This is a genomic window from Tumebacillus flagellatus (assembly GCF_000714935.1).
GTDB lineage: Bacteria > Bacillota > Bacilli > Tumebacillales > Tumebacillaceae > Tumebacillus > Tumebacillus flagellatus.
This window is the reverse complement of record NZ_JMIR01000014.1, coordinates 16,256-28,587: the sequence shown is the minus strand read 5'-3', so window position 1 is coordinate 28,587 and position 12,332 is coordinate 16,256. Positions and strand designations below refer to the sequence as shown.

Below are 12,332 nucleotides of genomic sequence, written 5' to 3'. Positions count from 1 at the left end.
ACGTGGAACAACAAGTTCCTGAAACGGAGGACTTCAAATGACCTTACCTAAATTATTCATCGGCTCATCGACAGAAGGGTTGACACTAGCGCAAGGACTGCGGGTGGGTCTTTCACATGATTACGATGCACATCTATGGACGGAGGGGATTTTTCGTCCGTCTTCTATTCCAATCGTTGATTTAGCAGAGGCAACGAGCAAGTTCGAGGTTGCGGTATTTGTTTTTACCCCAGATGACCTCGTGGAATCACGTGATAAAGTATCTTTTGCAGTTCGAGATAATGTACTTTTTGAACTGGGTCTTTTCATGGGATTGTTGGGGCTCCAACGGACATTCTTTGTGGTTCCTCGCGGTGAGAAGGACTTGCATCTTCCGTCGGATTTGCACGGTGTACAACCATTGGAATATATCTTTGATCGGGGAGCCCATCCGACTCATATGATGGGTAATGCAATCTCCGAGTTGTCGATGCGTAAAGCTGCTATTTTGGCAACGCCAAAAGCGTATACGAGGCTGTAGATGAGCTTGAGGGCCTGTATTTGGCATACCGAAAGCGGTAGACCGGCTGCTCAGAAGTTGCTCGTTGGTCTTAATCAAAATTCTTCTGACTTGATGACGAACCTTTGGTCATTTACACCTAGGTCTCCCGGATTAACAGAGTTGCAACATATTCAATCGGAATTAGATGAATACGACTTTTTTATCGTAGTTTTGTCGGAGGGAGATTTTCAGCAAACGTCGATATTACATGGCGAATTGATCAAACTGGGTATGGGGATGGGCAGAATTGGTGTCGAGCGGGTGTTCATCTTGTTGCCGTCCCAATGTCGTGCTGAATTGCCTTCTATTTTTGACGGTCATGAGGTTCTTGAGTTTCAATCTGACCGAGCTAGATTTGATAATTCAATGGGAACTCAGATGGTCCAAATTTCCCTGAAGATTGGGGAAATTGGTGGAAGAGTGCGGTATAGGAAATTGGATAAGCAAATTGATGATGGAGTCAAGGACCTTCTTAAATGTGCGCTATCCTATGATCTATCAGAGTATCAGAGTATCCTTGAGTCTGTGGCCCGAAACTTCATTCCGCCGACGGGCACCACGATTAAGATTGCGTATCTCTTTCGACGTTGCGAATCGGGTTTCGTCAAAATGGGGGCCTCTCGGTATGAACAAAACCGCGAGCCTATGACACTTGATGAACAATCATTTGTCTTTGAGGCCTACAGTGCAAATGAAGCCAAACTTTTCACTTGCGACCAATTAGAATGGGATACAGGGAAGTATGATCACATTTTCGTTTGGCCGATTGAAAGGCAAGGCTGCGCCTTGACTGTGCACCTACTTTCTGATGTAATATTAAGTAATTCTGCCGAGATCGGTGCGGAGTTATCCGTTAACAATCGGCTGGTTGCTACTCTTGATTATATTATTGGAAGGAGGAATCAATATGAGAGATCATCAAGGCAAACGATTGCTGGCCACAGCGTATAAAATCGGTTCTAAGGGAATGAGCAAGCGCCTCTCTTTATCCCGCACTTCTGCGACTCAGACTTTTGTTTACGAGATTAAACCGTCTGCCGTAAGTGTGAATGGTTTTGTTGTGGTTCCGTCTGATCCTCTAAAACATACTTCCAATGATGTGGTGAAGGTGACGGTCAAACGAACTTCCAAACACATAAGACGTCGTAAAGGCAAGATGAAGGCGGACGTTGTGGTCTCCTTCCCTGCCGATCTGAGTGAAGTGATCATTTAAGCTAAGAACCCTACGCAAGGGTTCTTTTTTTATCCCCCGTCGGTTGTCCTATCTCGGCGCCTGTCCTCATACGATGGGAAGAGATGGTATACTGGGAGGGACGAACATGTCAGAGCGCAATTTGTTCTTACGCGGGGCTTTGATTCTGGGCATCGCCGGGATTGTGTCCAAGCTGCTCGGGTCTGTGTATACGATTTTTCTGCAAAACATCATCGGCGACCGGGGGATCGGGCTCTATCAGATGGCGTATCCCATCTATTCCACGCTGCTGATCCTCTCCACGGCGGGTTTTCCTGTTGCCGTGTCCAAGTTCGTCGCCGAACACATCGCCCTCGGCGATTACGCAGGCGCGAAAAAAGTGTTTCGCGTCTCCAGCGTCCTCCTCACGATCACGGGGGTGCTGTTCTTCCTCGTGCTCTTCTTCGGCGCGGATGAATTTGCAAACTGGTTCGGCGATCGCGACTCCGTCTACGCCATTCGCATGATCGCGCCCGCTCTGCTCGTCGTCCCGCTGATGTCGGCCGTGCGCGGATACTTCCAAGGCTGGCAACGCATGGAGCCCACCGCCACGTCGCAGCTCGTCGAGCAATTCGTGCGCGTCGGCACGATCCTCGTCCTCTCCTACCTGCTCCTCCAATGGGGCTACGGCGAAGAATTTGCCGCCGCCGGAGCGGCGTTCGGCGCGTTCACCGGCGGATTGGCGGGCTTCCTCACGATCCTCGTGTTCGCGTGGACCCGCCGCCACTACTTCCGCCACGACGCGCGTTTCAAAAACAAAATCGCTCCGCAACCGACATGGACAGTTGTGAAAAAACTCTGCTGGTACGCCCTCCCCGTCTCGCTGGGCGCTCTGGTCGTGCCGCTGATGAACAACGTCGACGTTATCACCGTCGTCAACCTGCTGAAAAAGTGCGGCTTCTCGCAAGAACAAGCCACCGAAATGTTCGGCCTGCTCACCGGACGCGCGTTTAAGCTGATGCTGCTCCCGACGACGTTCGCTTCGGCGATCGGCACCGCTCTGATGCCGGCCATCTCCGCCGCGATCGCGCTGCGGGACAAACGCCTCGTCTCCTACCGCATGGAGATGGCGATGCGTCTCACGATGCTCGTCGCGCTTCCGTCCGCCGTCGGACTCGCCCTGCTCGCCGAACCGATCGACATCATGCTGTTCAAAAACAACGAAGGCACGCAAGCGATCATCGCCATCGCCGCCGCCACGCTGTTTTCCAGCATCCAGCTCACGTCGTCCGCGATTCTGCAAGGCGTCGGCGTCGTCTACATACCCGTTCGCAACTTGTTTCTGGGGGCGATTGCGAAGCTTGGATTTAACTTCTTGCTCGTACCCATACTAGGAATCAACGGCGCGGCGCTCGCGACCGTGATTTCCTACCTGATCGCGACATTCCTGAATCTGCTCGCGCTCTACAAGCACACCGGCGTCGTGTTCGATTTGCGCACGATGCTGTTGCGCCCGCTGTTTGCGACGTTCTTCCTCGCGGTGGCGGCGTACGGTGTCGTCGAACATCTCGCGCCCGCGTTGCGTGCGATCACGCAAGACGGCCGCCTGCTTGCGGCGCTCACCGCGTTTACCGCGATCGGAGCCGCCGCGCTCATCTACCTCATCGCGCTGATGGTCACCGGCTCCGTCACGCGCTCCGACATCTCGGCGGTGCCGAAGTTCGGGCCGAAACTGGCGGGCTTTTTCACCCGCATCGGCTTGCTGCGCTGACAGCCGGGTGTCGCGGATACCGATTTCATGACTTGGAGTGAACCCTACACATGGCACAAATCACCATCGTGGGCCTCGGGCCCGGTTCTTGGACCGGGCTTCCGCTCGGCTCCTTTCAAATTCTCGAAACGCAACAAGCGGCGGGCGGCGCGATTTTTCTGCGCACACAACGCCATCCGGTCGTGGACGATCTCGAAGCCAAAGGGATCGTCTTTGTTGCGCTTGATTCCTTCTACGAAGCGGCGGATGAATTCGCCGAAGTCTACCAGAACATCGCGGATCATCTGTTTGACCAAGCCAAGCAGCACGGACAGATCGTCTACGCCGTCCCCGGACACCCCGGCGTCGCGGAAATCACCGTGCAAAACCTGCGCCAACAAGCAAAACTTCACGGCGTGGAAATCGTCATCGGCCCCGGCCACTCGTTCCTCGACGATCTGCTCGTGAACGTCGGCGTCGACCCGACCGACGGGCTGCTGTTCCTCGACGGCACGGCGCTGCTGTCGCGCCAGTTGAACCCGAGCCTGCACACCGTCATCGCGCAAGTCTACTCCCGCGACGTGGCAAGCGACGTCAAACTCACGCTGATGACCCAATACCCGGACGATTATCCGGTCACCGTCGCCCGCGCGGTCGGCGTGGAGGGGATGGAGCGCGTGGAAACGCTGCCGCTCTACGAAATCGACCGCTTGGATTGGATCGACCACCTCACCACCGTCTATCTCCCGGCGACTCTCGAAGAAAAAGTGATCAACTCCCAACTCTGGCAGTTCGTCGACATCATCGCAGCACTCCGCCATCCGGAAACCGGTTGCCCGTGGGACTTGAAGCAAACGCACCAGACGCTCCGCCAATACGTGCTGGAAGAAGCGTACGAAGTCGCCGACGCCATCGACCGCGACGACCCGTTCGATCTCGCGGACGAACTGGGCGACCTGCTCTTGCAGATCGTCCTGCACGCGCAAATCGGCAGCGAAGAAGGCACGTTTGACATCCACGAAGTGATCCGCCTCGCCAGCGAAAAAATGATCCGCCGCCATCCGCACGTATTCGCCGCGGCGGAAGCGGAAACCGCCGAGGACGTCGTCGCCAACTGGGCGGACATCAAAGCGCAGGAAAAAGCGGACAAGGGCGAAGTCGTCGAGCACCTCCTCGACTCCGTGCCCGCCTCTCTACCAGCGATTGCGATGGCGTACAAGATTCAAAAGAAAGCCGCCGGAGCAGGTTTTGACTGGGAGGATCTCTCGCAGGTATACCAAAAGGTCAAAGAAGAAATAACTGAATTACAAGAGACGACCGACGACCAAGCCGGCGAACTCGGAGATTTGCTGTTCGCGCTGGTCAACGTGGCGCGTTTCCTGAAAGTCGACCCGGAAGAAGCCCTCGCGCGGACCAACCGCAAGTTCCGCGAACGGTTTGCCTATATCGAAGACGCGCTGCGACAAGCAGGAAAAACCCCGCAAGAAAGCACCTTGGAAGAAATGGACGCACTCTGGAACGAGGCAAAAAAACACGGAAAATAACGAACGGTGGCAGGAATTTCCCGAGAGACATGGAATTCACAACGTGATTCATCTGCCATATACCATGAGTGTAATTGCGAAAGGGGCACATACGTACCATGAACAAAGTGGAACTCATCGCGGCTGTATCGGAAAAATCCGGCCTGAAGAAAAAAGACGCGGAACTCGCGGTTAACAGCTTGCTCGACACCATCGAAGAGGCGCTCAAGTCCGGCGACAAAGTTCAACTGATCGGCTTTGGCACCTTCGAAACCCGCAAGCGCGCCGCACGTTCCGGCCGCAACCCGAAAACCGGCGAAGAGATCACGATCCCGGAATCGGTCATTCCGGCGTTCAAACCGGGCAACAAGCTGAAAGAAGCGACGAAGTAAGACATGCGTCTCGATAAATACCTCAAGGTGTCGCGTCTCATCAAGCGGCGCACCTTGGCGAAGGAAGTCTGCGACCAAGGGCGCATCACCCTCAACGGGCGTCCGGCCAAAGCGAGCACTTCGGTTGGCGTCGGCGACCTCCTGACGATTACGTTCGGGCAGAAGATCGTGGAAGCCCGCGTGGAAATGCTGCAAGAGTCGGCCAAGAAAGACCTGGCGGCGCAGATGTATACGATCGTTTCCGAAACCCGCCGCGAAGTTGTGGAACCGGAATTCGTCGACGACGAAGACTAACGAATAAACGTACGAGAAAAGAGACCAAGCCTCTCACGGGCTTGGTCTTTTTTGGTTGTCCGGGCCATATCTTGTACATATCAAGAGCCTGTGGGGAGGATTGGAATGATGGCAGAAGAACGCAACAACCCTCGAAACAAACTCTATCAGCAACACGAGCTGGTCCTTCGCAACCGGCAGAGCCTGGAAGTGAACGGGGTCCTGAATGTCGAGAGTTTCGACGCGCACGAGTTCGTGCTGGCGACCCAATACGGGTTCGTGGCGGTGCGCGGCGAAAACTTGCATATCAAAACGCTGAACTTGGAAAACGGCTTTGTCGCGATCGAAGGGCTGATCTACGACATCGGCTACTTTGACGAAGGCGTGACGCCGGCGGAGAAGGCCAAGGGGTTTTTCAGCAAACTGTTCCGCTAGGGGGAGGGTTCGATGAACCTCTGGACGCAGTATCTGACCGTCTTCGCGATGAGTACCAGCGGCGCCGTGCTCGGTGCCGCTTATGACGTGTACCGCACCGTGCTCAAAGAGTGGAAGTACCTGCGCTTCTTGGGCCCGATCCTCGACTTTGCGTTTTGGATCTTCGCGCTGTTGCTCGTGCTCTGGGCGATTCATTGGGCGAACGACGGCGACGTGCGGCTGTACGTGTTTTTGGTGATGCTGATCGGTTTGGGTCTCTACCGCCTGCTGCTGCGCAAAATCGTCGTCGGCTCCACCGTCGGCGTGATCAAGACGATCACCTATATCCTGAAAGTGATCGGCCGCTTCCTGTTTCTCACCGTCATCACGCCGCTGCTCTGGCTGTGGTCGCTGGTGCAGGGTGTCATACGCGGCATCGACCGTCTCGCCAAAGTGCTGGAGCGCGTCATCCTCTGGCCGTTCGGTCCGCTGCTCTCGGCGCTGGAGTGGAGCGGACGCAAGTTCTACCGCTGGACGATCCAGCCGTTGATCGAGCCGGTGTTCAAACCCGTTCAGAGATTTTTCGAACGCGCCCGTCAGAAATGGAAAGGATTTCTGAAGAAGGTGGCGAATTGGTTAGTCGACCAAGAAGACGAGGACGACGAATCCAAGAAGAAATAGAACGGGAGGCGCAGCAGGACTTATGAAACAGGGACGCACCCAGGTATACAGCATGCAAAACGAACAGGAGACCGCGGCGGCGGCACCCCGCCCTGCCGCGACTCGCAAACCCGCGGGCAAGCTCCGTTGGAAACCGCGCCGGATCTTGTTGATCGGGATGGTTTCGTGGGCGGCGTATGTGTTTTTCTTTGTTCAATCGCCGGATTTGAAGCGATTGGATGAACAGCAGACGGCGCTGACGAAGGAGATGGCGCAAGTTCGGCAGTCCAACAGCGATTTGCAAGACCGCGTGAAACTGCTGCAAGACCCGGAGTACATCGCCCAGCTCGCCCGCAGCAAGTTTATGATGGCGAAAGACGGGGAAACTTTATTTGTAGAACCGAAGCAAGAAGCGCCCAAACCGTAAGCGCGCTTCTTGTCTTTTTCCCCGTCTCTCTGTATAATTTGTTTAGAAATACGTTCGTTAATCCTTAAGGAGGAGCTTTTTCTACATGGCCATTGAATTGGGCAGCAAACTGCAAGGGAAGGTAACCGGCATCACTCATTTTGGTGCATTCGTGTTGCTTCCGGGTAACGTGACGGGTCTGGTTCACATCTCCGAAATCGCGGACACGTATGTCAAGGACATCAACGATCATCTCAAAGTCAATGACGAAGTGACCGTCAAAGTAATCAACGTCGATAAGGATGGCAAGATCGGCCTCTCCATCCGCCAAGCGAAGGATCCGGTTCCGGGCCAAGAAGCCCCGAAGCGTGAATTCCGTCCGCGTGAAGACCGTCCGATGGGCGGCGGTGGCGGCGGACCGCGCGGCAACCGTCCGATGGGCGGCGGCGGCAATCGCGGCGGACGCGGCGGCAATCGTCCGGAACGCCCGATGCAATTCGAAGACAAGTTGACCCGTTTTCTCAAAGAAAGTGAAGACCGTCTGTCTGCCCTTAAACGCAACGAGTCCAAGCGCGGAGGCCGTGGCGGCCGTCGCAGCTAATCGTTGTGATACCGAGACACCCTGTACGTCAGGGTGTCTTTTTTGCGTGCATAATGTTTCCTGTTTTGACACAACCTGTGCCTGTTCTTTATAATAAAATAGTTGTAGTGCGGTCTTATAGTTCTGATTTCAGTTGAATGCTAAAAGAGGTGACTCGTCCATGTTGCTCCACGAAGGTATGACCCTTCACCCGTACAGCGTCGCGCTGTGCTTTGTGCTGCTTGCAGTGCTCTCTCTGTTCACGATGCTGTCGATGATCAAGCAACGCAAAAAAGGCCTCGCAGGGTTCATGTTCCTCTCCCTGATCGTCATGCTGGCCTGCGCCTACGTCTCTTCGACCGTCAACGCCTCTTAGAGCGGTTTTTGGCGTCTGTCGGGGAAGCAGCCTAGCTCTCTTAATGCAGAGCTGGGCTTTTTTATTTGTTTTTATTTTTCTTGCACATCTGCGACGTTTCGACAATATCCTGTGAGCGTGAGTTCAGAGAGATATTGGAGGGAAGTCAGAAGATGTATCATGAATTTTGGGTGACCAAAGTGCAAGAGTTTGCCGTCCGCGACATTGAGTCTTTTTGGAGCCGTGTCGGGCATTGGCTGTGGTAGAGCGCGTGAGGCTCTCGACTACCGGCTAGTCTACGGGAAAAACCGCCTGTCTCCGGGGAGAGGGCGGTTTTTTCTTACGCTTTGCGTTTGTACTTGGAATACGTCCACCAGACGGTGAGGCCGACGAGCACGACGACGGAGACGGCGATTCCGATATAGGAATAGAGGTAGGGGTTCATGGAGTGTGCCTCCTTCGGGGAAGGTGCTGATGTCATTTTTTGCACGGGGTGCGGTTTCTATGCAGGAGAGCGGGAGGCTACTCCACGACGCCGGAGCGCACGAACGTGACGTCCACGTGCGGGGTGACGTGCACGTTGGAGAGCATCCGGTGCCATTGCCCGCGGTTCAGGAGGCTGTGCCGCACCGAAGCGCGGTAGACTTCGCCGAGTCCGATCGGGTCGGTCTGTTTGGCGATGCACCGGTCGAGCAACTGTTGCAGCTCGCGGGTCAACTGCCGGGAAACCAACTGCGCGATTCTCGGCTCGGTTTCCGGGTTGGAGAGGTCCACTTGCTCGGAGATCTCCAGCATCTCCGCGTTGATCTTCAGCGAGATGTCGAAGTTCAGTTTTTTCGGGTCGGTGAGTTTGATCTTGCCGTGCTGCTTGAGGGTGGTGATGACGACGGCGGTTTGCGCTTTCTTGGGCTTGGTTTTGAGCATCGGTTGGAGCTCGGAGGACTTCAGCCGCACTTCGAGGTTGGTCGCGATGCTTTGGTCGCGGAACACTTTGATGTAATAGCCGGAGCGCGGCGACACTTCGCCCACCATGAGGTCGTTTCGCATCAGGGCGATTCCTGAGATGACGACTTTCCGCTCTTCCTTCTCCAAGATCGGCAAGACGGGGTCGCGTCCGATCTCGTAGTAATCGCGGATGAATTCGTGGAGCGTCGAGGAAGGCAACGTGCCGTTCTTGGCGTTTTGCTTGAGATCTTGGTACAGAAACGTGCCGAGGTTGGACGCTTCCGGGTAGCGAAACGACATCAGGTCGAGCGCTTTTCCTTTGCAGATCGCCACGTACAGCATCCGCCCCACGTTGGCGTCGCGGGACAGCGTGTCGGCGAGTTCGAGCATGCCGGTTTGCCGAACGAGTTCGTCGCTGTAGAGGGCGACGCGCAATTGGCCGGAGACCATCCGCTTCGCCATGCCCAAGTTGTTGAGGTCGCGGGAGCCTTTGGAAGAGGCGGCGACGGAGGTGATCACTTGCGTTTTTTCCTTGGCACGCGGGTCGATTTGGTAGAGCAGCGACGTCCCCTGAATTTGGTCATCGGCAGCTTTGTCGAAGCCGACCATGACGATCAGGCCGGTCTGTTCGAGGATGTTCGTGCGCAAGCAACCGGTCGTGCACAGCGAGATCGAGAGCAACAGTGGAAGCAGGCGGTACTTCATCCCTTGGCAACCTCCTGCCGCGTCTGCCATTTCTTGCGCAGGATCGCGATCGGATAGAGCAACAGCGGGTAGAGAAACACCGCGTAGAAGTAGACGATGTTGAACAAGTTGTTCAGCGTGTTGATCTTCTGACGGGTGTTGAAGAAGAACCCGGCGGCGAACACGACGAAGAGCAGGGCAATCGTGCTTTTTTTCTGCGAGAGGGAGAAGATTCGCTTCAGGCCGCGCGTGGACGCCCACGTGTAGAGCAGGAGGTTCGGCAAGAGCACGAGCACCCACAGCGGAATCACCACATACTCAAACCGCTCCAAGAACGGAATTTGGATGATCTTCAACATCGAGAGCTGTGCCCAGATGTTGCGCATCAGCTGCTCGTGCGAGAAGTACACCGTCGCCGTCAACATCGCGGTCAAGTAGAGCAGATTGGTCAGCAGCACGCCCAGTTGCGCCCAGCGCATCGCCTGTTGACGGTCGCGGATGTACGGGTAAACGAAGTAGAGAATTTCAAAGCCGGAGAGCGTGAGGCTCATCTTCTGAACGGCTTTCATCATGGAGGGGAGGTCCGCTTCCCAGACCGGCAACAGATGCGTCCAGACGGCGTATTGCAGCGGAAAGTACGCCAAAAGCACCATCCATACCGTAAAAAAAATCCCCAACACGCACATTCCCGCGATCACCCGCAACCCGCCGAGCGCGCCGTAGAGCACGAGGCTCAGCAACACCAGCGACAGGAACCACGAAGGAAAGTCGGAAGCAAGCCAGGTCTGAACCACTTCGGTATAGGTTTGGATGATGACGAGCACCGGAGCGGCGAGCAGGAGCAAGTAGACGACGCTGAGCAAGTTGCCGAGCCACTTCCCCCAGACGACCCGATGCACTCCGTACAAGTCGGTCGGGTCATAGAGGCGCAACGTGCGGAGGATCGCCCACACGGTCACGTGCACGAACAACCCCGCCAACAGGACGGCGATCCAAGCGTCTTGGTAGACAAATTCGGCGATCAAGCGCTGGAAGCCGAGCACGCCGACGCCGACTTGGTTGTCATGAACGAGAAAAAACAGCAGATAGGCGTTGAGCAGCAATCGTTTGGGCGGGCGCACGGGGACGTCCACGGCGGAACCTCCTTTCCTGAACACGGCGTTTATTCGTCGATGTCGTGCTGTTCGCGGGCGTGGACGGCGGAGAAGCGCTGCGTGTCTTCCGGGCGTCCGTATGACGAGCGGTGCGCATAGGCGGGCATGCGAATCCGCAGCAGCGCTTCCCGCCAGTTTTTCCAGCGCAGGGGGTACAACGGCCAGAGATACGGGTGCCCAAGCGAAGTCATCCGCAAGAGATGCAGCATGAGAAACGCCGTGCCAAACATCACGCCGAGCATCCCGAGCCACCCGGCGAGGAGGATCATCGGGAAGCGCAAGAGCCGGATGACCATGCCGAAAATATAATTGGGCGCCGTAAACGAAGCGAGCGCGCCCAGCGCCACCAGCATGATCAAGATGTTCGACGTGAAGCCCGCCTGCACCGCCGCTTCGCCGATGACGATCCCGCCGACGATGCCCATCGTTTGCCCGACTTTGGTCGGCAAGCGCGCGCCCGCCTCGCGCAGAAGTTCGATGATCACTTCGAGCAAGAGCGCTTCATACAAGGGCGGGAACGGCACGCGCAGGCGGGACTCGATCAGCGAGTCGAGCAAGTTGATCGGGATGACTTGGTAGTGGTACGTCAGCGCCGCGACATACAACGCCGTGATCAAAGTCGACGAGAGCATCGCGAAAACCCGCAACCCCCGCACGAACAGGGCGAGGTTCCAGCGCATGTTGTAGTCTTCGGATGTTTTCATAAAGTCCCAAATCGTGCACGGCGCAAGGCACGCGAGCGAACTGCCGTCGAGCAACACGGCGATTTTGCCCTCCATCAACGCATACGTCACCAGATCCGGACGCTCCGTCAGCATCATCTGCGCGAACACCGACAGCGAGTTGTCGTCGATCAAGTGGCTGAGCACGGAAATGTTCGTCACGCTGTCGATCTCCAAATCCGTGATGCGCTGGCGGATGCTGTTGACGTTTTGCTCGCTTGCGATGTCGCGAACGTACAACAGGCTCAAACGGGTCTTGCTGCGCGTGCCTACAGACAGCGCTTCGTTGCATAAACTGCTGTCAGGAAGCATCTTGCGAACGAGCGCAACGTTGGTGTTGAAGTCTTCGGTGAACGCAGCCTGTTGCCCGACGACGGCGTATTCGCGCTGCGGTTCGGCCGCTTGCGGCGTCGCATCGACTTGCACGAGCACCGCTTGTTTTTGCGAGTCGAGGACCAAACAAACCCAACCGGATAAGAGTCCGTCGATCAGATCCGCGAGGGCGCGCGTGACTTGCACGCTGCCCAGAGGCACGATGTCGAGCAGCGCTTGCGGCGTGGCGGCGCGTCCGCCGAGCCGTTGCAGCGGAGCCAAGACGCTTCTTTGCAACCGGTCTTGGTCGATCAAGGAGCTGATATAAAAAACACCGAGTTGCCCGCGGTGCAGCGTTCGTACCACCAGGTCGGCGCTTCGGGGAAGTTTTTGCCGCAGCTGCCCGACGACTTCTTCGAGCGACGCAGGAAGGCCGGGACCCAACATGTG

The 12,332-nt window shown here is 56.2% G+C and carries 15 protein-coding genes; 12 read left to right on the top strand and 3 right to left on the bottom strand.

All coding sequences use genetic code 11. The features are described from left to right. The first annotated feature begins 37 nt into the window (after positions 1-37). The 12 genes from EL26_RS10990 (at position 38) to EL26_RS10935 (ending at position 8,086) form a co-directional block, all read left to right on the top strand. On the top strand, positions 38-520 hold the full coding sequence (locus tag EL26_RS10990; RefSeq protein WP_052036261.1) for a TIR domain-containing protein: 483 nt from the start codon (positions 38-40) through the stop codon (positions 518-520). Further along, positions 521-1,492: a hypothetical protein gene (locus EL26_RS10985; protein WP_038088255.1), complete on the top strand. Its 972-nt coding sequence runs from the start codon at positions 521-523 to the stop codon at positions 1,490-1,492. Continuing rightward, the gene (locus EL26_RS10980) at positions 1,449-1,754 is read left to right on the top strand and encodes a hypothetical protein (protein WP_152559244.1); all 306 of its coding nucleotides are present in this window, start codon (positions 1,449-1,451) and stop codon (positions 1,752-1,754) included. Before EL26_RS10985 ends, EL26_RS10980 begins: the two co-directional genes overlap by 44 nt. 106 nt (positions 1,755-1,860) lie before the next feature. After that, positions 1,861-3,483: a putative polysaccharide biosynthesis protein gene (locus tag EL26_RS10975; RefSeq protein WP_038088253.1), complete on the top strand. Its 1,623-nt coding sequence runs from the start codon at positions 1,861-1,863 to the stop codon at positions 3,481-3,483. A 50-nt stretch (positions 3,484-3,533) separates the two neighbouring features. Beyond that, positions 3,534-5,006 carry a bifunctional methyltransferase/pyrophosphohydrolase YabN gene (yabN, locus tag EL26_RS10970; protein WP_038088252.1) on the top strand — a complete coding sequence of 491 codons (1,473 nt, stop codon included), beginning with the start codon at positions 3,534-3,536 and terminating at the stop codon, positions 5,004-5,006. A 98-nt stretch (positions 5,007-5,104) separates the two neighbouring features. Continuing rightward, positions 5,105-5,377, top strand: coding sequence for an HU family DNA-binding protein (locus EL26_RS10965; RefSeq protein WP_038088250.1), 273 nt, complete (start codon positions 5,105-5,107; stop codon positions 5,375-5,377). A gap of 3 nt (positions 5,378-5,380) precedes the next feature. Next, positions 5,381-5,671, top strand: coding sequence for an RNA-binding S4 domain-containing protein (locus tag EL26_RS10960; protein ID WP_038088248.1), 291 nt, complete (start codon positions 5,381-5,383; stop codon positions 5,669-5,671). 108 nt (positions 5,672-5,779) lie between these two features. Continuing rightward, entirely contained in the window at positions 5,780-6,085 is a 306-nt protein-coding gene (gene yabP, locus EL26_RS10955) for a sporulation protein YabP (RefSeq protein ID WP_052036260.1), read from the top strand. 12 nt (positions 6,086-6,097) lie between these two features. After that, the gene (yabQ, locus tag EL26_RS10950; protein WP_038088246.1) at positions 6,098-6,745 is read left to right on the top strand and encodes a spore cortex biosynthesis protein YabQ; all 648 of its coding nucleotides are present in this window, start codon (positions 6,098-6,100) and stop codon (positions 6,743-6,745) included. 22 nt (positions 6,746-6,767) lie between these two features. Next, on the top strand, positions 6,768-7,151 hold the full coding sequence (locus tag EL26_RS23730) for an FtsB family cell division protein (RefSeq protein WP_052036259.1): 384 nt from the start codon (positions 6,768-6,770) through the stop codon (positions 7,149-7,151). An 85-nt stretch (positions 7,152-7,236) separates the two neighbouring features. Next, the gene (locus EL26_RS10940) at positions 7,237-7,731 is read left to right on the top strand and encodes a S1 domain-containing RNA-binding protein (RefSeq protein ID WP_038088243.1); all 495 of its coding nucleotides are present in this window, start codon (positions 7,237-7,239) and stop codon (positions 7,729-7,731) included. Between the two features lie 160 nt (positions 7,732-7,891). Next, positions 7,892-8,086 (top strand): hypothetical protein, encoded by a 195-nt coding sequence (locus tag EL26_RS10935; protein ID WP_038088238.1) that lies wholly within the window; start codon positions 7,892-7,894, stop codon positions 8,084-8,086. A 501-nt stretch (positions 8,087-8,587) separates the two neighbouring features. Here the strand turns inward: EL26_RS10935 and EL26_RS10930 are convergent. The 3 genes from EL26_RS10930 to EL26_RS10920 are packed head-to-tail and all read right to left on the bottom strand — an operon-like array spanning position 8,588 to position 12,329. Then, positions 8,588-9,715: a Ger(x)C family spore germination protein gene (locus EL26_RS10930; RefSeq protein WP_038088235.1), complete on the bottom strand. Its 1,128-nt coding sequence runs from the start codon at positions 9,713-9,715 to the stop codon at positions 8,588-8,590. After that, positions 9,712-10,827, bottom strand: a complete 1,116-nt coding sequence (locus EL26_RS10925) for a GerAB/ArcD/ProY family transporter (protein WP_052036258.1) — start codon at positions 10,825-10,827, stop codon at positions 9,712-9,714. The genes EL26_RS10930 and EL26_RS10925 overlap by 4 nt, the downstream gene beginning before the upstream one ends. 29 nt (positions 10,828-10,856) lie before the next feature. After that, on the bottom strand, positions 10,857-12,329 hold the full coding sequence (locus EL26_RS10920) for a spore germination protein (RefSeq protein WP_038088232.1): 1,473 nt from the start codon (positions 12,327-12,329) through the stop codon (positions 10,857-10,859). Positions 12,330-12,332 lie beyond the last annotated feature (3 nt).

Excerpts from the sequence above, each read along its gene's own strand:
- yabN (WP_038088252.1), top strand. The coding sequence starts at position 3,534 with ATGGCACAAATCACCATCGTGGGCCTCGGGCCCGGTTCTTGGACCGGG.
- EL26_RS10920 (WP_038088232.1), bottom strand. The coding sequence starts at position 12,329 with ATGTTGGGTCCCGGCCTTCCTGCGTCGCTCGAAGAAGTCGTCGGGCAG.
- yabQ (WP_038088246.1), top strand. The coding sequence starts at position 6,098 with ATGAACCTCTGGACGCAGTATCTGACCGTCTTCGCGATGAGTACCAGC.
- EL26_RS23730 (WP_052036259.1), top strand. The coding sequence starts at position 6,768 with ATGAAACAGGGACGCACCCAGGTATACAGCATGCAAAACGAACAGGAG.
- EL26_RS10940 (WP_038088243.1), top strand. The coding sequence starts at position 7,237 with ATGGCCATTGAATTGGGCAGCAAACTGCAAGGGAAGGTAACCGGCATC.
- EL26_RS10965 (WP_038088250.1), top strand. The coding sequence starts at position 5,105 with ATGAACAAAGTGGAACTCATCGCGGCTGTATCGGAAAAATCCGGCCTG.
- EL26_RS10980 (WP_152559244.1), top strand. The coding sequence starts at position 1,449 with ATGAGAGATCATCAAGGCAAACGATTGCTGGCCACAGCGTATAAAATC.
- EL26_RS10935 (WP_038088238.1), top strand. The coding sequence starts at position 7,892 with ATGTTGCTCCACGAAGGTATGACCCTTCACCCGTACAGCGTCGCGCTG.
- EL26_RS10960 (WP_038088248.1), top strand. The coding sequence starts at position 5,381 with ATGCGTCTCGATAAATACCTCAAGGTGTCGCGTCTCATCAAGCGGCGC.
- EL26_RS10975 (WP_038088253.1), top strand. The coding sequence starts at position 1,861 with ATGTCAGAGCGCAATTTGTTCTTACGCGGGGCTTTGATTCTGGGCATC.
- yabP (WP_052036260.1), top strand. The coding sequence starts at position 5,780 with ATGGCAGAAGAACGCAACAACCCTCGAAACAAACTCTATCAGCAACAC.
- EL26_RS10985 (WP_038088255.1), top strand. The coding sequence starts at position 521 with ATGAGCTTGAGGGCCTGTATTTGGCATACCGAAAGCGGTAGACCGGCT.
- EL26_RS10930 (WP_038088235.1), bottom strand. The coding sequence starts at position 9,715 with ATGAAGTACCGCCTGCTTCCACTGTTGCTCTCGATCTCGCTGTGCACG.
- EL26_RS10990 (WP_052036261.1), top strand. The coding sequence starts at position 38 with ATGACCTTACCTAAATTATTCATCGGCTCATCGACAGAAGGGTTGACA.